This window comes from Paraoerskovia marina, assembly GCF_900105445.1.
GTDB lineage: Bacteria > Actinomycetota > Actinomycetes > Actinomycetales > Cellulomonadaceae > Paraoerskovia > Paraoerskovia marina.
In genome coordinates, this window is the sequence record NZ_LT629776.1 from 1827342 (window position 1) to 1849592 (window position 22251).

Annotated in this window: 18 protein-coding genes and 1 riboswitch; of the genes, 11 read left to right on the forward strand and 7 right to left on the reverse strand. The window is 71.9% G+C overall.

Annotated features, from left to right (window positions below; genetic code table 11):
• Positions 1-54 precede the first annotated feature (54 nt).
• Positions 55-2331: a RelA/SpoT family protein gene (locus BLU20_RS08160; protein WP_407946454.1), complete on the forward strand. Its 2277-nt coding sequence runs from the start codon at positions 55-57 to the stop codon at positions 2329-2331.
• Positions 2332-2348: 17 nt separating this feature from the next.
• Here the strand turns inward: BLU20_RS08160 and BLU20_RS08165 are convergent, their stop codons facing one another.
• From BLU20_RS08165 to BLU20_RS08175, 3 genes are all read right to left on the reverse strand, one after another.
• Positions 2349-2996: a hypothetical protein gene (locus BLU20_RS08165; protein WP_083372208.1), complete on the reverse strand. Its 648-nt coding sequence runs from the start codon at positions 2994-2996 to the stop codon at positions 2349-2351.
• A gap of 63 nt (positions 2997-3059) precedes the next feature.
• The gene (locus BLU20_RS08170; protein WP_083372209.1) at positions 3060-4568 is read right to left on the reverse strand and encodes a DUF349 domain-containing protein; all 1509 of its coding nucleotides are present in this window, start codon (positions 4566-4568) and stop codon (positions 3060-3062) included.
• Positions 4565-5284, reverse strand: coding sequence for a peptidylprolyl isomerase (locus tag BLU20_RS08175; RefSeq protein ID WP_083372210.1), 720 nt, complete (start codon positions 5282-5284; stop codon positions 4565-4567). Before BLU20_RS08175 ends, BLU20_RS08170 begins: the two co-directional genes overlap by 4 nt.
• 112 nt (positions 5285-5396) lie before the next feature.
• Here BLU20_RS08175 and BLU20_RS08180 point away from each other — a divergent pair, with 112 nt between their 5' ends.
• Entirely contained in the window at positions 5397-6107 is a 711-nt protein-coding gene (locus BLU20_RS08180) for an MBL fold metallo-hydrolase (RefSeq protein WP_083372211.1), read from the forward strand.
• 39 nt (positions 6108-6146) lie between these two features.
• The gene (gene hisS, locus BLU20_RS08185; protein ID WP_083372212.1) at positions 6147-7538 is read left to right on the forward strand and encodes a histidine--tRNA ligase; all 1392 of its coding nucleotides are present in this window, start codon (positions 6147-6149) and stop codon (positions 7536-7538) included.
• Positions 7539-7559: 21 nt separating this feature from the next.
• Here the strand turns inward: hisS and BLU20_RS08190 are convergent, their stop codons facing one another.
• From BLU20_RS08190 to BLU20_RS08200, 3 genes are read right to left on the reverse strand one after another with little or no spacing between them, the layout of a single operon-like run.
• Positions 7560-8351, reverse strand: coding sequence for an energy-coupling factor transporter transmembrane component T family protein (locus BLU20_RS08190; RefSeq protein WP_083372213.1), 792 nt, complete (start codon positions 8349-8351; stop codon positions 7560-7562).
• The gene (locus BLU20_RS08195; protein ID WP_083372214.1) at positions 8348-10039 is read right to left on the reverse strand and encodes an ABC transporter ATP-binding protein; all 1692 of its coding nucleotides are present in this window, start codon (positions 10037-10039) and stop codon (positions 8348-8350) included. Before BLU20_RS08195 ends, BLU20_RS08190 begins: the two co-directional genes overlap by 4 nt.
• Positions 10036-10701, reverse strand: a complete 666-nt coding sequence (locus BLU20_RS08200; protein WP_231959158.1) for an ECF transporter S component — start codon at positions 10699-10701, stop codon at positions 10036-10038. The genes BLU20_RS08195 and BLU20_RS08200 overlap by 4 nt, the downstream gene beginning before the upstream one ends.
• A 73-nt stretch (positions 10702-10774) precedes the next feature.
• Positions 10775-10881: riboswitch (TPP riboswitch) on the reverse strand.
• 185 nt (positions 10882-11066) lie between these two features.
• Here BLU20_RS08200 and aspS point away from each other — a divergent pair.
• Together aspS and BLU20_RS08210 are read left to right on the forward strand one after the other, a co-directional pair.
• Positions 11067-12863: an aspartate--tRNA ligase gene (aspS, locus tag BLU20_RS08205; protein WP_083372216.1), complete on the forward strand. Its 1797-nt coding sequence runs from the start codon at positions 11067-11069 to the stop codon at positions 12861-12863.
• Positions 12860-13681 (forward strand): GNAT family N-acetyltransferase, encoded by an 822-nt coding sequence (locus tag BLU20_RS08210; protein ID WP_083372217.1) that lies wholly within the window; start codon positions 12860-12862, stop codon positions 13679-13681. The genes aspS and BLU20_RS08210 overlap by 4 nt, the downstream gene beginning before the upstream one ends.
• Positions 13682-13687: 6 nt before the next feature.
• Here BLU20_RS08210 and BLU20_RS08215 read toward each other — a convergent pair whose 3' ends face one another.
• Entirely contained in the window at positions 13688-15931 is a 2244-nt protein-coding gene (locus BLU20_RS08215) for an MMPL family transporter (protein WP_083372218.1), read from the reverse strand.
• A gap of 83 nt (positions 15932-16014) precedes the next feature.
• On the opposite strand from BLU20_RS08215, the gene BLU20_RS08220 reads away from it, so the two are divergent.
• The 6 genes from BLU20_RS08220 (at position 16015) to ruvX (ending at position 22245) form a co-directional block, all read left to right on the forward strand.
• Complete coding sequence (locus tag BLU20_RS08220; RefSeq protein WP_083372219.1) at positions 16015-17406, forward strand: replication-associated recombination protein A; 1392 nt, start codon at positions 16015-16017, stop codon at positions 17404-17406.
• A 188-nt stretch (positions 17407-17594) separates the two neighbouring features.
• A complete protein-coding gene (gene rpsD / locus BLU20_RS08225) occupies positions 17595-18221 on the forward strand; it encodes a 30S ribosomal protein S4 (protein ID WP_083372220.1) in 627 nt (208 codons plus the stop codon).
• 119 nt (positions 18222-18340) lie between these two features.
• Entirely contained in the window at positions 18341-18715 is a 375-nt protein-coding gene (locus BLU20_RS08230) for a DUF948 domain-containing protein (RefSeq protein ID WP_029253467.1), read from the forward strand.
• Positions 18715-19026, forward strand: a complete 312-nt coding sequence (locus tag BLU20_RS08235; RefSeq protein WP_052367097.1) for a hypothetical protein — start codon at positions 18715-18717, stop codon at positions 19024-19026. The genes BLU20_RS08230 and BLU20_RS08235 overlap by 1 nt, the downstream gene beginning before the upstream one ends.
• A gap of 61 nt (positions 19027-19087) precedes the next feature.
• A complete protein-coding gene (gene alaS / locus BLU20_RS08240; protein WP_083372221.1) occupies positions 19088-21754 on the forward strand; it encodes an alanine--tRNA ligase in 2667 nt (888 codons plus the stop codon).
• Entirely contained in the window at positions 21751-22245 is a 495-nt protein-coding gene (gene ruvX / locus BLU20_RS08245) for a Holliday junction resolvase RuvX (protein WP_029253464.1), read from the forward strand. Before alaS ends, ruvX begins: the two co-directional genes overlap by 4 nt.
• The last annotated feature ends 6 nt before the right edge of the window (positions 22246-22251 follow it).

The following is a 22251-nucleotide window of genomic DNA, read 5'->3' on the forward strand; positions in this document are numbered from 1 at the left end:
GACAGCGGGCGCATATCGCCCGTTGGCCCAGAAGTTGCGACGACGGAGGTGGCTTTGAGCGACGAGACGCGTACCACTCCCCGCTCGCGGGGACGGATCTCCCTGTTCGGTGCCAAGTCGCAGGCCTCGCCGACGCTCGAACCGCTCCTCCAGGCGGTGCGGACGAACCATCCGAAGGCGGATGTCTCGGGGATCTCTCGCGCGTACCGCACGGCGGAGAAGGCGCACCGGGGTCAGATGCGCAAGAGCGGCGATCCGTACATCACGCATCCCGTCGCGGTGGCGACGATTCTGGCGGAGCTCGGGATGACGCCGTCGACCCTGCAGGCTGCGCTGCTCCACGACACCGTCGAGGACACGGACTACTCCCTCGAGATGCTGACCAAGGAGTACGGCGAGGAGATCGCCATGCTCGTCGACGGCGTCACCAAGCTCGACAAGGTGACGTACGGCGACGCGGCGCAGGCGGAGACCGTCCGCAAGATGGTCGTCGCGATGGCGCGCGACATCCGCGTGCTCGTGATCAAGCTCGCGGACCGGTTGCACAACGCCCGGACGTGGAAGTTCGTCCCGGCCGCGTCGGCCGAGCGCAAGGCGCGCGAGACGCTGGAGATCTACGCGCCGCTCGCGCACCGGCTCGGGATGAACACGATCAAGTGGGAGCTCGAGGACCTGTCGTTCGCGGCGTTGTACCCCAAGGTCTACGACGAGATCGTCCATCTCGTCGCCGAGCGGGCGCCGGCGCGCGAGGAGTACCTCGCGGTCGTGCGGGAACAGGTCACGGCCGATCTCCGTGGTGCCAAGCTCAAGGCGACGGTGACGGGGCGTCCCAAGCACTACTACTCGATCTACCAGAAGATGATCGTCCGCGGGCACGACTTCGCGGAGATCTACGACCTGGTGGGCGTGCGGGTGCTCGTGGACTCGGTCCGCGACTGCTACGCGGCGCTCGGCTCGTTGCACGCGCGGTGGAACCCGGTCCCGGGCCGGTTCAAGGACTACATCGCGATGCCGAAGTTCAACATGTACCAGTCGCTGCACACGACGGTGATCGGCCCGGGCGGCAAGCCCGTGGAGATCCAGATCCGCACGCACGACATGCACCGGCGCGCGGAGTACGGTGTCGCGGCGCACTGGAAGTACAAGGAGGCTGCGAAGGCGGGCAACGTCCCCGCCGACGGATCCTCGGACATGCACTGGTTGCGCCAGCTCGTCGACTGGCAGAAGGAGACGGCCGACCCCGCGGAGTTCCTCGACTCGCTGCGGTTCGAGATCGCCGGCGGAGAGGTGTACGTCTTCACGCCCAAGGGCGACGTGCTGGCGCTTCCGGTGGGCTCGACGCCGGTCGACTTCTCCTACGCCGTGCACACCGAGGTCGGCCACCGCACGATGGGCGCGCGGGTCAACGGCCGACTCGTCCCGCTCGACTCGGCACTGGACAACGGCGACGTGGTCGACGTGCTCACGTCGAGCTCCGAGAACGCTGGTCCGAGTCGCGACTGGCTGAGCTTCGTCAAGAGCCCCCGGGCACGCAACAAGATCCGGCAGTGGTTCTCGAAGGAGCGCCGCGAGGAGGCCGTCGAGCACGGCAAGGACCAGTTGGCGCGCGCGATGCGCAAGCAGAATCTCCCTCTGCAGCGGCTGCTCTCCCACGAGTCGCTCCTGGCACTCGCCAACGAGCTTCGCTACCCCGACGTCACGGCCCTGTACGCCGCGATCGGGGAGGGCCAGACCTCCGCGTCGACGGTCGTCAAGAAGTTCCTGCAGTCGATGGGCGGCGACGAGGGGACGACGGAGGACGTCGCCGAGACGGCGCGTCCGGGCCAGACGGCGCGGCGCGTGCGGACCGGGGACCCCGGGGTCACGGTCAAGGGCGTCGACGACGTCTGGGTCAAGCTGGCGAAGTGCTGCACGCCGGTGCCGGGCGACGAGATCATCGGGTTCGTGACCCGCGGAGCGGGCGTCAGCATCCACCGTGCGGACTGTGCCAACGTGGAGGGGCTGCGTCGGCAGCCCGAGCGGTTCGTGGACGTCTCCTGGTCGACGAGCGCGAACACCATGTTCCTGGTCCAGATCCAGGTCGAGGCCCTCGACCGTTCCCGGCTTCTGTCGGACGTGACCCGGGTGCTGTCCGACCACCACGTGAACATCCTCTCGGCCTCGGTCTCGACGTCGAACGACCGGGTCGCGATCTCGCGGTTCGTCTTCGAGATGGCGGAGCCGGGCCACCTGACCAAGGTGCTCGCAGCGATCCGGACGATCGACGGGGTCTTCGACGTCTACCGGATCACCGGGTCCAAGCAGGAGTCCGTGCCACAGCTGCCCGAGTAGTCGGACGTCCGCGGGCCTCAGGCTGGTGCGGACCGGAGCGGGGGACCGAGCCGCAGCGCCGCCTGCATGAGGACGTCCTCGGCCACCGCACGCCCTGTCCACCGGTACCTGAGGTTCAGCGCGCGCGCCGCGCCGTGCGGACTGAGGCCTGTCGCCTCGCAGACGGCCACGACCGTCTCGACGGCCTCGGCGACGGCGGCGGGCTCCGGCGGGCCGCCGCCACGACGTCGCGGCACGTGGGGGCCGGAGGCGACGTCGAGCACCGTTCGTAGCGGTGAGGTGACGGGGGCTGCTCCCCAGGTCACGGTCTCGCCCGCGAGGAGGCGGACGTAGCGGGTGTGCACCGTGCTGACGGCACGCGGCCGCCCGGCGCCGGGTGGGCAGATGAGCTCGAGCACCGCGGGTGCGGGCCCGCCGACGAAGACCCAGGCGGCGCTACGGCCCGCGAGGACGGTCGCGCGCGCTGCGGCGGTCGTCAGGACCTCGGCACGCAGGGCCGGTGTCAGGGGTGTCCCCGCGACGACCGCGGCGTCGCCGAAGACCTGCGTGAGCGCTCCGCGGCGGAGGAGCTCGTCGAACGCGACCCGACCGCCGACGTCTCGGGGCAGGACGACGGCGCCGATCTCGGTCGAGTACGGCGTCAGCAGAGCGCGAAGGGTGGCCACCGCCCCACCCTCGCGCAGGGGCGAGCCCGACCGCCAGGCCCGACCCGCCCCTGTGGACGACCGTCAGCCGCGGGAGTCCTGCGCGGCCTGCTCGATCTGCTCGAGCCAGGCCTTGCGCGCCTCGAGGGCCGCCGTGACGTCCTTGACCTTGCGGTCGATGCCCGAGGCCTTCGCGGCGACGAGATCGGCCTCGAGAGAGGCGATCGCGTCCTGCAGCTGGGCCGCTGCGCCCTCGGCCCGTGCCTGCTGCTCCGGGTTCGTCTTCTTCCACTTCGCCTCGTCGGCGTCGCGGATGGCGTTCTCGACGGCGCGGAGACGGCCCTCGACCCGCTGGAGATCCCCGCGGGGGACCTTGCCGGCAGCGTCCCAGCGGTCCTGGATGTCCCGCAGCGAAGCCTTGGCCGCCTCGAGGTCCTTGACCGGAATGAGGGCCTCGGCCTCGGCCAGGATCTCCTCCTTGACCACCAGGTTGGCGCCGTACTCGGCGTCGATCTCGGCGTTGGCGGCGTCGCGCGCACCGAAGAAGACGTCCTGTGCGGACCGGAATCGGGCCCACAGGGCGTCGTCGTCTCGGCGTGCGGCGCGACCGGCGGCCTTCCACCGGGTCATCAGGTCGCGGTAGGCGCCCGCCGCGTGGCCCCAGTCGACGCTGCTGGAGAGAGCCTCGGCCTCGGCCACGATCTGCTCCTTGAGTCGCTTCGCCGTCGCGTTGCGCTCCTCGAGCTCGGAGAAGAAGTGGCGGCGTTCACGGTCGAAGGCGGTGCGTGCGTGGCTGAACCGCTTCCAGAGCTCCTCCTCGACCGTGCGGTCGATGCGGGGGCCGTTGTGCTGTGCGGCCTTCCACTGGTCGAGCAGGCCTCGGAGCTTCTCGCCGGCAGGACGCCACTGCATCCGCTCGGGATCCGTGGTCGCGATGGACTCCGCGGCCTCGACGATCTTGGTCCGCTCGGTCACGGCCTCCGCCTTCGCCGCGGCGCGCTCGGCTGCGATCTCGGCGCGACGCTCGTCCGCACGGACGCCCAGCGCCTCGACCTTCGACCGCAGTGCGGCGAGGTTGCCGACGGCAGAGGGCTCCGCCGTCTCGGACCGCAGCCGTTCGAGGGTGGAGTCGATCTCCTTGACGGTGAGGTCGGTGCTCGCCAACCGGGCGTCGAAGAGGTCCACCTTGGCGTTGAGGTCCAGGTAGCGACGCACGTACATCGCCAGCGGGTCGTCGCCCGTCCCTGCGGCGAACTGACCGACGGCCCGTTCACCGCTCTCCTCGCGGACGTAGACGGTGCCGTCGTCGTCCACCCGGCCGTAGGTCGCGGCCTCCTTGGCGGCTGCTGCGTCGTTCGGTGCCGGGACGGGCTGCGCGGCAGGTCCCGGGGTCTGCTTCGACGCGGCGGCGGGCGGTCCGGGCCGCGGGACGGGCCGGGGCTTGGGCGTCGGCTTCGGCCGCGGCGCCGGGGCAGCAGGCTGCTCGGGCGCGGGTTCCGGTGCGGGCTCGGGGGCAGGACTCACGTCCGAGGTGCGAGCGGAGGCCTCGGTGGGCGTCGGCTCGGGCGCCTGGTTGTCGGTGCTCTCGCTCACTTGATTTCCACTCCTTCGATGGTGACGGGGGTGGCGGGGGAGCCGTCGGACGCCCCGTCTGCCGTGCCCTCGTCAGCGACTGCCTGGACGGCGTCCAGGCCAGATGTAACCGTGCCGAACACTGTGTACCCACCACCGTCGGTGGGCAATTCGGTGTCTTGGTAGACGATGAAGAACTGGCTTCCCATCGAGTCCGGCTCGGCCGTGCGTGCCATGGCGATGGTGCCTGCGGGATAGATACCGTCGGCGGGGGCGTTCTCGATCGGGCCGAACGAGTAGCCGGGTCCGCCGGTCCCGGTGCCCGTCGGGTCCCCGCACTGGAGCACCCAGATCCCCGCGGTGGTCAGGCGGTGGCAGTCGGTGCCGTCGAAGTAGCCGGCGTCGGCGAGGGCGACGAAGTTCGCCACCGCGGCGGGTGCGGCCGCGCCGTCGAGCGTGACCCCGATCTCGCCGACCGACGTCGTCAGCTCCCCGGTCCACTCCCGGCTCTCCGCCGTGGACGGGTCCGGTGCCGACGTCGGGACGTCCGTGTCGGAGTCCCCGTCCTGGGAGACGAGCCACCAGGAGCCGAGCCCCACGAGGAGCAGGACCGCACCGATCGCCACGAAGGCCCACGTCCTGCGCCTCTGGGCGGCCCTCGCGTCGAGCGCCGCCTGCCGCTTCTGTTCACGACGGCGCTGCGCGGCGCGTTCTCGATCGCGTTTGCTCGCGGACAACTCTGTCGTCTCCTCTGTGCTGCGTGACCCGCCGAGATCGGCGGCGCGCCACAGTCTAGGCGGGATGGCGGCCTTCGTGCTGGACGTCGCGCGTCGTGGCTAGGCTGGGACGATGCTCTCCCTCACCACGATCACGTCCACGGTGCTCGGCGCCAACTGCTACCTGGTCGCGCACGACGACGGGACGTGCGTCGTGATCGACCCGTCCGGCGGTGTGGTCGGTGCGGTGCGTGAGCATGTCGAACGGCACGGGTTGCACGTCGCCGCCGTGCTTGCCACGCACGGGCACGTCGACCACGTGCTGGATGCCGCGGCGGCCGTCGCCGCGTTCGACGTTCCGCTGACGGTGGCCGAGGCCGACGCGTACCGGATCGCCGACCCGTTCGGCACGCTGGAGCCCGCCGGGTCCGGTCTTGTCCCCGCGATCGCTGCGGCGGCCGGGATCGACGTCGACGACCACCGCGTGCCGGAGAGGGTCGAGACGTTCTCCGGGGTCGCGACCGAGATGCGCTTCGGCGGCATCGACGTGACGTGCCTGGCCGCACCGGGGCACACCGAGGGCTCGACGCTCTACCGCGTCGACGGCGTCGAGATCGACGGGCAGGAGCGCCGCCTCGTCCTGACGGGCGACGTGCTCTTCGCGGGGACCGTCGGGCGGGTCGACCTCCCGGGCGGCGACGCCGCGACCATGCAGCACACGCTGACGACGGTCGTGGGCGCGCTCGACGGCGATCTCGTCGTGCTGCCCGGGCACGGCCCCGCCACCACGATCGCGCGCGAACGGACGACCAACCCCTATCTCACCGGGGCGGCACGTCTTTGACGGGGACACGGGCCGTCGTCGTCTGGGAAGATCTCTGCCATGGCACGCCCAACACCTCTGTCCGGATTCCCCGAGTGGCTCCCCGACGCGCGCGTCGTCGAGCAGCACATCCTCGACACGCTGCGACGCACCTTCGAGCTCCACGGCTTCGCAGGCATCGAGACCCGCGCCGTCGAACCGCTCGACCAGCTCTTGCGCAAGGGGGAGACCTCCAAGGAGGTCTACGTCCTCTCGCGTCTCCAGGAGGACGGCTCGGGCGGTGACCGTGCCGACAAGCAGCTCGGGCTCCACTTCGACCTCACCGTGCCGTTCGCGCGGTACGTCCTGGAGAACGCCGGCAGGCTGACGTTCCCGTTCAAGCGTCACCAGATCCAGAAGGTCTGGCGCGGGGAGCGCCCGCAGGACGGGCGGTTCCGCGAGTTCGTGCAGGCGGACATCGACGTCGTCGGCGCCGGCGAGCTGCCCTACCACTACGAGGTCGAGCTTCCCCTCGTCATGGCCGAGGCCCTCGGGGCCCTGCGGGAGATCGGCGTGCCGGAGGTCCGGGTCCTGGTGAACAACCGCCGGGTCGCCGAGGGCTTCTACCGCGGGATCGGCCTCGAGGACGTCGACGGGGTGCTGCGGAACATCGACAAGATCGACAAGATCGGCCCAGAACGGGTGGCGCAGCTGCTCGTCGACGAGTGCGGTGCGACGGCGGAGCAGGCGCAGGCCTGCCTGGACCTCGCCGCCATCCACGGCGCCGACACGACCGTGGTCGACCGTGTCCGGGCGCTCGCGGCGTCGCACGGGGTCGAGAGCGCTCTCCTCGACCAGGGGTTGTCCGAGCTCGGTGCGCTGATCACCGCGGCGTCGCGGCGCGCGCCGGGCGTCGTGGTGGCTGACCTGAAGATCGCCCGCGGCCTGGACTACTACACCGGTTCCGTCTACGAGACGGTGCTGGTCGGGCACGAGGAGCTCGGGTCGATCTGCTCCGGGGGGCGCTACGACACGCTCGCCTCCGACGGCGCGAACACGTACCCGGGCGTCGGGCTCTCCATCGGCGTCTCGCGCCTCGTCTCGCGTCTCGTCGGCGCAGGGCTCGTCGCGGCGACCCGGTCGGTCCCCGCGGCCGTGCTCGTGGCCGTGACGGACGAGGAGTCCCGCGCGCAGTCGGACGAGGTCGCGCTCGCGCTGCGCGCTCGAGGTATCCCGTGCGACGTCGCCCCGGCGGCCGCCAAGTTCGGCAAGCAGATTCGCTACGCCGACCGACGCGGCATCCCGTTCGTCTGGTTCCCCGGCCGGGACGAGCTGGCCGACGACGGCAGCACGACCCGCGGCGCGGACCAGGTGAAGGACATCCGGTCGGGGGAGCAGAGCTCGGCCGAGAGCGCGTCGTGGTCGCCCCCGGCCGAGGACCTCTGGCCGCGCGTCGTCCCGGCCGCGCAGTAGCGCCCGGGACGCGGCCGTGGGCTATCCCGCGGTCAGCGCACCGGGTCCCGTCAGCCAGCCCGCGGCGGCGCCGATCACGAGCACGGTCGTGACGGTGCCGCCGACGGCGGCAGCGAGCGCGACGTCCCCGGGCCCCAGCGGGACGGGGTGTGCCAGGGTGCGCGGGCCTGACCCCAGCCCGCGTGCCTCGAGGGCCACCGAGATGCGTTCGGCCCTGCGGACCGCTCCCACGAGCAGCGTGAACGTCGCGGCGCCGGTCGCGCGGACGCCCGTCGGGAGCCGACCGGGCTCGTGTCCCGGGTCCCGCAGCGCCTGGGCGCACCGGATCGTCGTCCACTCGGCCGGCAGCTGTTCGAGCACGCGCATGCCCGCGAGGACGGCGAACGTCGCGCCCGCCGGCACACGCGCGTGCTGGTGGAGGCTGGTCATCAGACGGACGGGGTCGGTCGTGGCCACGAGGATCACGGAGATCACCCCGAGGTAGAAGACGCGGATCGCGAGGGCCGCCGCCACGTCGAGCCCGTGGTCGGTGACCCGGACCGGTCCGACGACGGCGACCACGTCCCCGGCCGAGCGCAGCAGCACGTTGCCGACGAAGATCGACAGCGCGAACGCGAGGAGCGCGGCGTGGGCCCCGGCCAGGGTCCTCGGGGGAACCCGCCCAGCCACGACGGCGGCGCACACGGCGGCGGCCCACAGGATCGTCGGTGTCCACGGGTCGGTGACCGCGACGATGACGGCGGAGGCGGCGAGCAGCGTGCCCAGCTTGACGGTCGGGTTCCATCTGCCGAACGCCGAGGTGCGCGCGGTCATCGTCGGCCCCCGTCCGTCGCGGCGACGTCGTGCACCTCGAGTCCGGCCAGCACGCGCTCGTCGATCCCGACGAGGAAGTCTTGGACCGTCGTGGGGGACGCGAGCGCGGACCAGCGTTCGAGGAGCCGGGTCGGCCGAAGGCCCGCGGCACGAAGCCCTTCCGTGTCCCGGAGGACCTGGTCCGCCGGACCAGCCGTCGCCGGCCTCCCGTCGACGAGGACGAGGATCCGGTCGGCGAGGCGGCCGGCGAGCTCGACGTCATGGGTGACGACGAGGACGGCCCGTCCGTCGCGGGCGGCCTCCCGCAACGCCGCCTGGGTGGCCACGGTCGCCGCACGGTCCAGGCCGTACGTCGGCTCGTCGGCGAGGACGACGTCCCCGGGATGGACGAGAGCGGTCGCGAGAGACAGACGCCGCTTCTCACCGCCGGACAGGCCGAACGGCGACCTGTCGGCGAGGGAGGTCAGGTCGAACCGCGCGAGCGCGTCGTCGACGACCCTGCGCAGGTCGTCGCCGTCGAGGCCCGCGAGCCGCGGGGTCCACGCGACCTCCTCGGCGACGGTCCGGGCCACGAACTGGTGCTCGGGGTGCTGGACGACGAGCGAGACCCGGCCCCGGTCGATCCGGCCTCGGGTGGGCGCAAGACCGGCGAGTCCCCGCACGAGTGTCGACTTGCCGCTCCCGTTCGTCCCGAGGACCGCCACGACCTCGCCACGGTGCAGGTCGAGGTCGACCGCGCCGACCGCCTCCACGAGCGGTTCCCGGCGACGCCGTCGTCCGGACGGCGAGCCGTGGCCCACCGCCAGCCCGCGCGCATGCAGGACCCGTTCGCCGCGCGCGGGCGTGAACCCGCACTGCTGCGCCCGCACCTCACCGAGCCAGGCGTCGGTCTCGGTCGACTCCCAGTCCGGCGGGGCTCCTGCGACGGCGAGGAGGGCCGAGGTCGGCACCCAGCACCCCCGGCGGACCAGGGCGCGGGCCTGGTCCCTCATGACGTCGGCGGTCGGGCCGTGCGCGACGACCTCCCCGTCGACCAGCACGAGCGTCGAGTCGGGCAGTGGGTCGAGGTCGTCGAGGCGGTGCTCGACCACGACGGTCGTCGTCTCGCCGGCGGCCAGCCGCCCGACGAGCGCGCCGACGGCGCGCGCCGCCTCGGGGTCCAGGAGGGCCGTCGGCTCGTCCAGGAGCAGGACGGCCGGCGAGGGGGCCAGGGCCGCGGCCGTCGCGACGCGCTGGCACTGTCCGCCCGAGAGGGTGCCGGTCCGTCGACCGGCGAGCCCGCCCGCGCCCGCCGCGTCCAACGCGCGCGCCACCGCCGGCCCGATCTCCTCGACGCGCCACTCCCGGTTCTCGAGCGCGAACTCCACCTCGGCGTCGACGGAGTCGAGGCACACCTGTGCCAGCGGGTCCTGCTGCACCAGCCCCAGGTGCCCGGCCAGCGCCCGCGGCCCCCGCTCCCACGCACCGGGCACACCGATCACGACCCGGCCGTGGAGATCCGCGTCCACCGTGTGCGGGACGATCCCCGCGAGAGCCGCGACGAGGGTGGACTTGCCGGACCCCGAGGGGCCGACCACGAGCAGGCTCGACCCGGACCGCACCCGGAACGACACGTCGCGGAGCACGGACGTCGGTTCCCCCGGGAACCGCACGTCCAGGTGCTCGACGACGAGGTCCGACGACGTCACGCCGTCACCCCCGCCGCAGCTGCCCCGCGGCGGCGCTCGCGGCCGATCGGGTAGTTGTCCAGTACACCCGTGCGCAGCAGACGGTCGCCGATGAACTTCGCCGCCAACCCGCTGAGCACGATGCACGAGACGATCTGGACACCGAGGCGGAGCACCAGGTAGTCCTGTCCGAGGTACCCGTTCGCCACGCACTGGTAGGCAAAGGTCACGACCGCCGCGGTGACCCCGCTGAGCACGAACACGCCCCAGCCGTAGCGGCGGTACCGCGTCAGGGTGAACGCTAGCTCGGCCCCGACACCCTGGACCAGTCCGATGACGAGGATCATCGGCCCGAACGGCGAGGCAAACACCACGAGCTCGACGGCGGCCGCCAGCATCTCCGCGACCACGGCCACGAACGGCTTGCGCACGATGTACACCGCGAGGGGGGCCACGACGATCCACGCCCCGGCGAGGACGTTCTCCGCGAGCGTCCCGAAGGGCCCCAGCGCCAGGTGCAGCGGACCGTAGATCTGGTCGGCCACCCAGAACACGAACCCGAAGACCACCCCGAGGACGGCGAGCAGCACCGTGGTGTGCAGGCCGGAGGACCGCCGCTCCAGACGTGCCCCGCCCGCCCCGGTCGACGGCTCCGTCGCGTACGACTGCGAATCCTGGTCCACAAGCATCTCCCTGCGTCGGCCCCGGGGGTGGACGCAGCAAGACCCCGGACAGCGCGCACCCTGACGGCGCGCAACGGCCGACGTCGCCCTGCTCCCTTCGCTGGTACGAACCAGATCAGGTTCCACGGGTCAGCGGATCTTCCGCAATCTCAGCGCGCGAGCGCACCCCGGGGGCTAGTGAGGCCAACCTAGAGCCGCGCGACGAATCGGGCAATCTGCGACCCCGCCCGTCCCACCCTGTGAACGGGCCGAGCGGTGGAGTCCGCCCGGACACCGACTAGACTTGTCGCGGTGCGCCACGCGGCGCTCGCGGCAGACCCCCCGGGGCAGCCGCCCACCACCCCCCGATCCGGAAGGACCCCTCCGTGCTTCGCACCCACACGGCCGGCTCACTGCGGGCCGAGCACATCGGCCAGACCATCACCCTGACCGGGTGGGTCGACCGCCGCCGCGACCACGGAGGCGTGGCCTTCATCGACCTGCGCGACGCCTCGGGCATCGCCCAGGTGGTCATTCGCGACGAGGCCGTCGCCCACCCCCTGCGCAGCGAGTTCGTCCTCCAGGTGACCGGAGAGGTCTCGCAGCGACCGGAGGGCAACGCGAACGCCAACCTGCCGACCGGAGAGGTCGAGGTCGTCGTGAGCGACGTCGTCGTGCTCAACGAGTCCGCGCCGCTGCCCTTCCAGGTCTCGACCGCGCTCGACGGCACCGAGACCATCGGCGAGGAGGCACGGCTCAAGCACCGCTACCTCGACCTGCGACGCCCGACGCCCGCGCGAGCCCTGCGCCTGCGGTCGAAGGCGAACCAGGCCGCCCGGGCCGTGCTCGACGCCCAGGACTTCGTCGAGATCGAGACCCCGACCCTCACGCGCTCGACCCCCGAGGGTGCTCGCGACTTCCTCGTCCCCGCGCGCCTCGCGCCGGGCTCCTGGTACGCGCTGCCGCAGTCGCCGCAGCTCTTCAAGCAGCTGCTCATGGTCTCGGGCATGGAGCGCTACTACCAGATCGCGCGCTGCTACCGCGACGAGGACTTCCGTGCCGACCGCCAGCCGGAGTTCACCCAGCTGGACGTCGAGATGAGCTTTGTCGAGCAGGACGACGTCATCGACCTCGGCGAGCAGATCCTCGTCGCGCTCTGGAAGCTCATCGACGTCGAGATCCCGCGCCCGATCCAGCGGATGACGTTCGCCGACGCGATGCGCCTGTACGGCAGCGACAAGCCCGACCTTCGCTTCGGCAACCCGCTGATCGAGCTCACCGAGTACTTCGCCGAGACACCGTTCCGCGTCTTCCAGGCCGACTACGTCGGTGCCGTCGTCATGGCCGGCGGGGCGTCCCAGCCCCGCCGTCAGTTCGACGCGTGGCAGGACTGGGCCAAGCAGCGCGGCGCGCGCGGTCTCGCGTACGTCACGTTCGCCGAGGACGGGACGCTGGCCGGGCCCGTGGCCAAGAACCTCTCCGACGCCGAGCGTGCGGGCCTGGCCGAGGCGACCGGCGCCCAGCCCGGCGACGCGGTCTTCTTCGCCGCCGGCAAGGTCGACGACTCGCGGGCGCTGCTCGGCGCCGCTCGCCTGGAGATCGCCCGCCGCACCGGCCAGATCGACGAGAACGCGTGGTCGTTCGTCTGGATCGTCGACGCGCCGCTGTTCAAGCCTGCCGGCCAGGACGACGACGTCGACCTGGGCAGCTCAGCCTGGACGGCCGTGCACCACGCCTTCACGTCGCCGACCCCGGAGTGGGTCGACACGTTCGAGCAGAACCCCGGCGAGGCCCTCGCGTACGCCTACGACATCGTCTGCAACGGCAACGAGATCGGCGGCGGCTCGATCCGTATCCACCGTCGAGACGTGCAGGAGCGGGTCTTCGAGGTGATGGGCATCGGTCAGGCCGAGGCGCAGGAGAAGTTCGGCTTCCTGCTCGACGCCTTCGCGTTCGGGGCTCCGCCGCACGGCGGGATCGCGTTCGGCTGGGACCGGATCGTCTCGCTGCTCACGGGGTCCGACTCGATCCGGGACGTCATTGCGTTCCCGAAGTCGGGCGGCGGGTTCGACCCGCTGACCCAGGCCCCGGCCCCGATCACGCCGGCCCAGCGCAAGGAAGCGGGCGTCGATGCCGTCCCGGAGGACGACGCGGACGCGTCCGAGGGCGCCACCTCCGCATGAGTGCGGGTGCGGGGCCGCTCACCGGCCTCGCACCCCGGTGGCGGACTCACCCCTGGCTCGAGGTCGACGCGCGCCGGCGGGGTGTACGCGCCTGCTGGAGCAGCGCCGAGGCCTGCCTCGTGCTGACGGGATTCGTGGACGACCGCCCCGGGATGCCGACCCCTGCCGCGGACCAGCTGGCGGTCTGGGGGATCGGCGCCCCGGTCGCCGCGGCGGAGCTCATCCTCGACGTGGCCGAGCGCGGGCAGTTCCCCGGAACGGCGACAGGACCGTCCGACGGCCTCGTGGTGGGCGGATGCGTGCCACGCGGGATGCCGGTGCTCTCGTCGGCCGCGGACCACCCGGGCCTGCCGGCACTCCTGACCGGGCCGACGACCTCCGACTGGGACTGGTTCTCGACCACCGTGGCGCCTGCGGCGCATCCTGGTGAGGTGCACGTGCGCGAGCTCGTCTCCGGCACCGACCGCGAGGCGGCCGCGCACTGCCTCGCCGAGGCCAACCCGCACGCCGAGGCCGACCCGTGGGCGCAGGAGACTCGCTGGTGGGGCTACGACGACGGGTCCGGTCTCAGTGCCGTCGTCGGGGCGCACGTACGTCCCGACGGGTGGGAGCTCGGCGGGATCGGGACGCTGCCGGCCGCCCGTGGCCGGGGGTCCGCCGGTGCGCTCGTCGCCGTCGCGACGCGCGAGGCGCTCCGCCACGCGGACCGCGCCGCGCTCGGCATGTACGCCCACAACGTCGCCGGCCGGGCGCTCTACACGCGAGCGGGCTACGTCGTCGGTCAGGAGTTCTCCGGCTGGCGGACCCTCCCGTCCTGACGGACGTCAGTGAGTGATGGCGAACCTGCGGTAGAGCGCGCGCAGCGGTCGCGGTGCCCACCAGTTGGCGCGGCCGAGCACCGTCATCGTGGCCGGCACCAGGAGCATGCGCACCAGGGTGGCGTCGATCGCCACCGCGACGGCGAGCGCGAACCCGACCTCCTTGATCACGAGCAGGTCCCCGACGACGAACCCTGCGAACACCACGATGATGATCAGCGCGGCGGAGGTGATGATCCGCCCGGACCGCTGCAGACCGAGTCGGACCGACTCGTCGTTGGAGTACCCCGCGTCGTGCAGCTCCTTGATCCGGGAGAGTAGGAAGACCTCGTAGTCCATGGCCAGGCCGAACGCGAACGCGATGACCAGTGCGATGACGTAGGTCTCGATGCCGCCGGTCGAGGTGAAGTCCAGCAGGTTCTCCAGATGCCCGTCCTGGAACACCCACACGAGGACGCCCAGGCTCGCCGCGAGCGAGAGGGCGTTCGTCAGCAGGGCCTTGACCGGGATGACGACGGAGCCCGTCATCAGGAAGAGCAGGATCAGCGTCGCGGCCACGACGATGCCGACGGCCCACCAGACGCCGTCGGCGAGGGCGTCGACGAAGTCCGCCTGTCCTGCCGCCTGGCCCGTCACCCACGCGGGGAACGGGACCGGGAGCTCTCGGATGTCACGGACCACGGTCACGGCCTCGGCGCTGCCCGGGTCGTCGGTGTCGAGCTGGACGCCGAAGACCGAGTAGTCGGCGCTCGCCGTGGCCGACCCGACGGCGCTGACACCCTCGAGGTCGGCGACCTGCTCGGCCCACTGGTCGGTCGCCGCAGGCGTCGACCGCGTGACGACGATGATGTCCGGGCTCTGGCTCGCGGGGTACTCGTCGGCGAGCGTCTCCACGAACTGGCGCTGGGGCGCGTCGGCGGGCAGGAGCTCGATCCCGGAGTTGCGGAGCTGCAGTCCGGCGGCGGGGAGAGCAAGGACCACCAGGACCGTCGTCGAGGCCAGGATCACCCACCACGGGTGCCGCTGGACGCGGCCCGCCAGGGCGGAGAACACACCTTCGTCGGACTGCACGTCGGCGGTCCGCCGTGCGACGGCTCGCAGTCCGGGGATCCGCTCGAACAGACCGGGCCGTGCGAGGCGTCGTCCGGTCATCACGAGCAGGGCGGGCACCAGGGTCAGAGCGGTGGCGACGGCGATGAGGACGGCGATGACGCCGGCCGCGCCGATCGCGCGCAGGATGTCCGGGGTGAAGACGAGGAGACCGGAGATCGAGATCGCGACGGTGAGGGCGGAGAACGCCACGGTGCGGCCCGCCGTGGCCATCGTGCGCGTGATCGCCGTCAGGACGGCGCCGTCGCCGCGGCGACGGCGCACCGCCGCGCCGTCGTCTGCGTCGAGGACGAGGTGGAGCTCCTCGCGGTACCGCGAGACGATCAGCAGCCCGTAGTCGATCGAGAGGCCGAGCCCGAGCAGCGTGACCACGTTGACGACCGACGCGTCGACGTCCATGAGGTACGAGAGACCGAGCAGGGCGCCGAGCCCGACCCCGATCGAGGCGATCGCGCCGATCAGCGGCATGGCGGCCGCCACGAACCCGCCGAAGACGAGAACCATCACCAGCAGGGCGATCGGGAGCGCGACGAGCTCGCCGGTGCGAAGGTCCTCCTCGACCTGGTCGGTGACGGCCTCGACGATCAGGTCGTTGCTCCCCACGAGACCGGTCACGCCGGGAGAGAGGGCCGCCAGGTCGTCGTCGACGGTGTCGAGACGTTCCTCGACCTCGGCCGCGACCTCGTTCTCGCGCTCGCCCGTCAGGTCGGCCTCGGTCGTCACCTCGACGACGAACCCGTCGCCGTCGGCGGCGAGCAGGCTCGCCGCCGCGGGGTTCTCGAGAGAGTCGGGAAGGATGTACGGGTCGATCACGGACTCGACACCGTCGATCAGGAGCAGGTCCTGCTGCGCGGGTGCCAGAGCCTCCGCGATGCCGTCGGTCGCGGGGTTGATGCCCTCGACGAGGAGCGTGATGGACTCGCCCTCGTCGGACTGCGCCGCCAGCACGTCGTTCGCGTACTGGCTGTCCGAGCCGGGAACCGTCGGCTCGCCGGTCGAGAGCCGCTCGAACAACGACTCCCCGTGCACGCCCAGCACCGCCAGGGCGAACCCCAGCGGGGCGATCACGAGCCAGACCAGGGCCGTCCAACGGGGGCGCCGCGCGATCGCGCGGCCGAGGTTCTCGAACACGGGGGTCAGTCTGTCACTAACGTGACCGGACCGACGGGATGCTGTGCACGGCGAGACGCCCCGACGTCGGACCCGGTCCGTACCCTCGGAGCATGGACCTGTTCGACACCGCCGGGATCGCGGACCACGGCACCCCGGCCACCAGCCCCGGCGCGCCCCTGGCCGTACGGATGCGTCCCGCGAGCATCGACGAGGTCGCGGGGCAGGGGCACCTGCTGGGACCCGGATCGCCGCTGCGACGGCTCGTCGACCCGGCCGACCCCGGCTCCCGACGGGCCGCGCCGGGATCGGTGATCCTCTGGGGTCCGCCCGGCACGGGCAAGACGACCCTCGCGTACGTCGTCGCGGCGACGTCCGGACGACGGTTCGTCGAGCTGTCGGCGGTGACCGCCGGCGTCAAGGACGTGCGCGCCGTCGTCGAGGACGCCCGGCGGCGCCTCGCCTCCTCGGGCGAGGAGACCGTGCTCTTCGTCGACGAGGTCCACCGCTTCTCGAAGTCGCAGCAGGACGCGCTCCTGCCGAGCGTCGAGAACCGCTGGGTGACGCTCGTCGCCGCCACGACGGAGAACCCCAGCTTCTCGGTCAACTCACCGCTCCTGTCGAGGTCACTCCTCCTGACCCTGCAGCCGTTGAGCACCGACGACGTCAGGAGGCTCGTCGACCGTGCCCTCGTCGACCAGCGTGGCCTCGCCGGGGAGGTCGCGCTCGACGACGGGGCCGCCGAGCACCTGCTCCGCCTCGCCGGCGGCGACGCCCGCAAGGCGCTGACGATCCTCGAGGCCGCCGCCGGTGCCGTGCTGACCGACGCCGCGGCGGACGACGACCACCGCCCTCCCGCACGCATCGACCTCCCCGCCGTCGAGCGGGCGATCGACGTCGCCGCCGTGCGCTACGACAAGGACGGTGACCAGCACTACGACGTCATCAGCGCCTTCATCAAGTCGATCCGAGGCTCCGACGTCGACGCCTCCCTGCACTACCTCGCGCGCATGATCTCGGCGGGGGAGGATCCCCGCTTCATCGCGCGACGGATCATCATCTCCGCCGCCGAGGACGTCGGACTCGCCGACCCCTCCGCCCTGCAGACCGCAGTCGCCGCCGCCCAGGCCGTCGCCCTCATCGGGATGCCGGAGGCCCGCATCGTCCTCGCCGAGGCCGTCGTCCACCTCGCCACCGCCCCCAAGTCCAACGCCGCCTACCTCGGCATCGACGCGGCGCTCGCGGACGTCCGTGCCGGGGGAGCGGGCCCCGTGCCGACGCATCTGCGGGACGCCCACTACCCGGGTGCCAAGAGCGTCGGTCACGGCCAGGGGTACCAGTACGCCCACGACGCGCCGCACGCCGTCGCCCCGCAGGCCTACCTGCCCGAGAATCTGGGGTCGGCGCGGTACTACACCCCCAGCGACCGTGGTTTCGAGCGGAGCGTCGGGGAGCGTCTCGTCAGGGTCCGCGAGATCCTGTCACGGGCTCGGCGTGGCCAGTGACCGAGCACATGCCCGGAGCGGCGCGGGCGGCGGCCGGCGTGCGATAGACTGTCGTGGTTGCCTACCGGCGACACCTGGGACCTCGGCCCCGTGAGCACCGCTTCGGCAGGTTCTCCGACGGCTGGTCCAGCACCCGGCTGGTTCCGGGTGCGACGTCCATCGCACACGACAGGTAAGGAAATACCACTGTGTCCTCCGTGACCCGTTCGCGCCGCCAGGTTCGCCTGAGCCGCGCCCTGGGCCTTGCGCTCACCCCCAAGGCCGTCAAGCACTTCGAGAAGCGTCCGTACCCCCCGGGCGAGCACGGCCGCGCCCGCCGCCGCACCGAGTCGGACTACGCGGTCCGTCTGCGCGAGAAGCAGCGTCTGCGTGCGCAGTACGCGCTCCGCGAGAAGCAGCTCGCCCGTGCCTACGAGGACGCCCGCAAGGAGTCCGGCCTGACCGGTGAGGCTCTCGTCGAGAACCTCGAGGTCCGCCTCGACGCCCTCGTCCTGCGCTCCGGCTTCGGTCGGACGATCCTGCAGGCGCGCCAGGCCGTCGTGCACCGCCACATCCTCGTCGACGGCAAGATCGTCGACCGCCCCTCGTTCCGCGTGAAGCCGGGTCAGACGATCCAGGTCAAGCCGAAGAGCCAGACGACCGTCCCGTTCCAGGTCGCCGCCGCCGGTGCGCACCGCGACGTCCTGCCGGCCGTCCCGGGCTACCTCGACGTCCAGCTCGAGAAGCTCTCGGCGACGCTCGTCGACCGCCCGAAGCGTGCCGACGTGCCCGTCACGTGCGACGTCCAGCTCGTCGTCGAGTACTACGCTCGCTGATCTCGCACAGCAGTTCTCGAACGCCCCGGGCGTGACGCGAAGGCGTCGCGCGCGGGGCGTTCGTGCATCCGGGTAGTGTTCCCTCGAAGCCTTCCCCCTCTCGTACAGGAGCAGCAGACATGGTCGGAGATATCGCCGGACTCATCGCAGCGATCGCCTTTGTGCTTCTCGTCGGTGCGCTCGCCGTCCCGCTGGTCAAGCTGGGTCGCGTGTTCGACGAGGCGCGGACGAGCCTGCGCGAGGCGACCGACCACGCCGTGCCGATCCTCGACGAGGCGGCCCAGACCCTGGTCTCCACCAACACCCAGATGGAGCGGATCGACGCGATGACGACGTCGGCCGCGCAGGTCAGCGAGAACGTGTCGGCGCTCTCGAGCCTCTATGCCGCGACCTTGGGGCGGCCACTGGTCAAGGTCGCCGCCTTCAGCTACGCGGCCCGGCAGGCGTTCGGCGCGGCGACCGCCGCCGGCCGCGGCGCAGGGAAGGACTCCTGATGCGGCGAGTCTTCTGGATCGGTGTGGGCGTCGGGGTGACGGTCGTCGTCATGTCGCAGGGGCGCAAGCTCGTCGCCCGCTACGCTCCCGCCTCTGTCGTCGACCGGTCCATGGACGCGGTGGACGACGCCGGCGCCCGGACCGTCGCCTTCGTCCAGGCCTTCCGCGCGGAGTTCACGGACGCACGCGCCCGGCGCGAGGCGGAGCTGACCGGCTCCCTGCTCGCCGAGGGGCAGACTCCTCCCGAGGCGGTCCGCGCGCGTCACCGTGCGGACGACGACGAGGACGAGCTCGGCTACTCCTTCTTCTGACCGAACCGGCGTCCCCTGCGGGCCGCCGCACCTCCCACCCGAACGACCCCCGAAGGACATCATGCGTACCGCCGAGATCCGTCAGCGCTGGCTCAACTACTTCGGTGGCCACGGGCACACCGTGGTGCCGTCCTCGTCCGTGGTCTCCCCGGACCCGTCGACGCTGTTCACGATCGCGGGCATGGTCCCGTTCATCCCGTACATGACCGCGGAGCAGACGGCGCCGTGGCCGCGGGCGACGAGTGTCCAGAAGTGCGTGCGGACGCTGGACATCGAAGAGGTCGGCAAGACGACGCGGCACGGCACGTTCTTCCAGATGAACGGCAACTTCTCCTTCGGTGACTACTTCAAGGAGCAGGCGATCACCTACGCCTGGGAGTTCGTCACCGGCTCTCAGGAGGACGGCTTCCTCGGGTTCGACCCGGACTCCGTGTGGGTGACGGTCTACCACGACGACGACGAGGCCCGTGAGCTGTGGCGCCGGATCGCCGGGCTTCCCGACGAGCGCATCCAGGCCCGCGGCAAGGCCGACAACTACTGGACGACGGGCCAGCCCGGACCCGCGGGCCCCTGCTCGGAGATCTACATCGACCGAGGTCCCGAGTACGGCCAGGACGGCGGACCGGTCGTCGACGAGAGCCGGTTCCTCGAGATCTGGAACCTCGTGTTCATGCAGTATCAGATCGACGACGTGCGGTCCAAGGACCAGTTCAACATCGTCGGCGAGCTCGCCCGCAAGAACATCGACACGGGCATGGGCCTGGAGCGGGTCGCGTTCCTGCTGCAGGGCAAGGACAACATGTACGAGATCGACGAGGTCTACCCCGTCATCGAGGCCGCCGAGAAGCTCTCGGGCAAGACGTACGGCGCGGTGCACGACGACGACGTCCTCTTCCGCGTCGTGGCCGACCACGTGCGCTCGTCCCTGATGATCATCGGGGACGGTGTGCGCCCGTCGAACGAGGGCCGCGGGTACGTGCTGCGCCGGTTGATCCGACGCGCGGTGCGGGCGATGCGCCTGCTCGGCGTCACCGACCCGGCCATGCCGGGCCTGCTCCCGGTCTCCCGCGACGCGATGTCGCCGTCGTACCCCGAGCTGGCCGACGACTTCGCCCGGATCTCGGCCGTGGCCTACGCGGAGGAGGAGGCGTTCCGCCGCACCCTGGTCCAGGGGACGTCGATCTTCGACGACGCCGTCGCGGAGGCGAAGTCCGCCGGGACCGCGACCATCGGTGGCGAGAAGGCCTTCGCCCTGCACGACACCTACGGCTTCCCGATCGACCTGACGCTTGAGATGGCAGCCGAGCAGGGCGTGAGCGTCGACGAGCCCGCCTTCCGGTCGCTGATGGCCGAGCAGCGTTCGCGGGCACGGGCCGACGCACTCGCCAAGCGCCAGGGCGGAGCGGACGTCGGCGCCTACGAGGAGCTGCAGAAGCAGCTCTCGGCGCCGGTCGAGTTCCTCGGCTACACGGACGCGACGGCGTCGGTGACGGTCACGGGTCTGCTCGTCGACGGCGTCGCCGCACCGGCGGCCACGGCTCCGGCGGACGTCGAGATCATCCTCGACCGCACGCCGTTCTACGCCGAGGCCGGCGGTCAGCTCGCCGACCAGGGGACGATCGTCCTCGACGGCGGCGCGACGGTCGAGGTCGACGACGTCCAGCGTCCGATCAAGGGTCTGTCGGTGCACCGCGGACGCCTGACCGAGGGAACCGTCGCGCTCGGCGACCCCGGGACCGCGCAGATCGACGTCGCGCGCCGCACCGCGATCAGCAAGTCGCACTCGGCGACCCACATGATCCACAAGGCGATCCACGAGTCCCTCGGCAAGGACCACACGCAGGCGGGCTCGGAGAACTCCCCGAGCCGCATCCGTTTCGACTTCCGTTCCACGGGTGCGGTCCCGGCAAGCGCGCTCTCCGAGATCGAGGAGCGGGTCAATGTCCAGCTCGCCGAGAACCTCGAGGTCACCGACGTGACGATGCCCATCGCCGAGGCCAAGGCCCTCGGTGCGATGGCGCTCTTCGGAGAGAAGTACGGCGACCAGGTGCGGGTCGTGTCCATCGGCGGTGACTGGTCGCGCGAGCTGTGCGCGGGCACGCACGTGAGCCAGACCGGTCAGCTCGGTCTGGTCACCCTGCTCGGCGAGTCCTCGATCGGTTCCGGGGTCCGCCGTGTCGACGCGCTGGTGGGCAACGGCGCGTACGGTTTTCAGGCGAAGGAGCACGCGCTGGTGAACCAGCTCGCCGGGATGGTCAACGCCCGCGCCGACGAGCTCCCCGACCGCATCGGGTCGCTGATGAGCCGCCTGAAGGACGCGGAGAAGGAGCTGGCGGGTCTGCGTCAGGCCCAGCTGCTCGGCGCTGCGGCCTCGCTGGTTGAGCAGGCGCAGACCGTGGGGACGACGCGCGTCGTGACGCACGACGCCGGCGTCGTCGCCTCCGCGGACGACCTGCGCGCGCTGGCCCTCGACGTCCGCGCGCGTCTCGGCGAGGACGGTGCCGCCGTCGTCGCGATCGGCGGTGTCGCCAAGGATCGCCCGCTCGTCGTGGTCGTCACGAACGCCGACGCCCGCGGCGCCGGCATCCGCGCCGGGGCGCTCGCCAAGGCGGCTGCCGGCACGCTCGGCGGCGGCGGCGGCGGCAAGGACGACATGGCCCAGGGTGGTGGCAGCGACGTGTCGGCCCTCCCGGCCGCGCTGGACGGGATCCGGAGCTCGATCGCGTGAGCGACCACTCCCCGGAGCCGCTCCCGCGCGGGGCGCGGCTCGCGGTCGACGTCGGTGCGGTACGTGTCGGCCTGGCCGCGAGCGACCCGGACGGTCTCGTGGCGACTCCCGTCGAGACGCTGGCGCGCGACACCTCTGACGCCGAAGTCCCGGCGGACGTCGCCCGGATCGTCGAGGAGGTGGCCGAGCGGAACGCCGCGGTGGTGTACGTCGGCCTGCCCAAGCACCTGTCGGGCAGCGAGGGAGCCGCGGCGGAGCACACCCGTGCCTACGCGGCCGTGCTCGCCGCCCAGATCGCCCCGGTCCCGGTGCAGATGGTCGACGAGCGCATGAGCACCGTGACCGCGCACCAGGCGCTGCACGCTGCCGGGCGTGCGGGTCGGAAGCACAGGGCTGTCATCGACCAGGCGGCAGCCGTTATCATTTTGCAATCAGCCCTCGACGCGGAGCGATCCTCGACGCAGCGAGCCGGCGAACGTGTAGGTATCTGACGAACT

What these genes read in the sequence shown, in the direction of transcription:
- BLU20_RS08180 (WP_083372211.1), top strand. Translation starts at nt 5,397, where the DNA reads ATGCTCTCCCTCACCACGATCACGTCCACGGTGCTCGGCGCCAACTGC.
- hisS (WP_083372212.1), top strand. Translation starts at nt 6,147, where the DNA reads ATGGCACGCCCAACACCTCTGTCCGGATTCCCCGAGTGGCTCCCCGAC.
- BLU20_RS08190 (WP_083372213.1), bottom strand. Translation starts at nt 8,351, where the DNA reads ATGACCGCGCGCACCTCGGCGTTCGGCAGATGGAACCCGACCGTCAAG.
- BLU20_RS08210 (WP_083372217.1), top strand. Translation starts at nt 12,860, where the DNA reads ATGAGTGCGGGTGCGGGGCCGCTCACCGGCCTCGCACCCCGGTGGCGG.
- BLU20_RS08220 (WP_083372219.1), top strand. Translation starts at nt 16,015, where the DNA reads ATGGACCTGTTCGACACCGCCGGGATCGCGGACCACGGCACCCCGGCC.
- BLU20_RS08230 (WP_029253467.1), top strand. Translation starts at nt 18,341, where the DNA reads ATGGTCGGAGATATCGCCGGACTCATCGCAGCGATCGCCTTTGTGCTT.
- BLU20_RS08235 (WP_052367097.1), top strand. Translation starts at nt 18,715, where the DNA reads ATGCGGCGAGTCTTCTGGATCGGTGTGGGCGTCGGGGTGACGGTCGTC.
- alaS (WP_083372221.1), top strand. Translation starts at nt 19,088, where the DNA reads ATGCGTACCGCCGAGATCCGTCAGCGCTGGCTCAACTACTTCGGTGGC.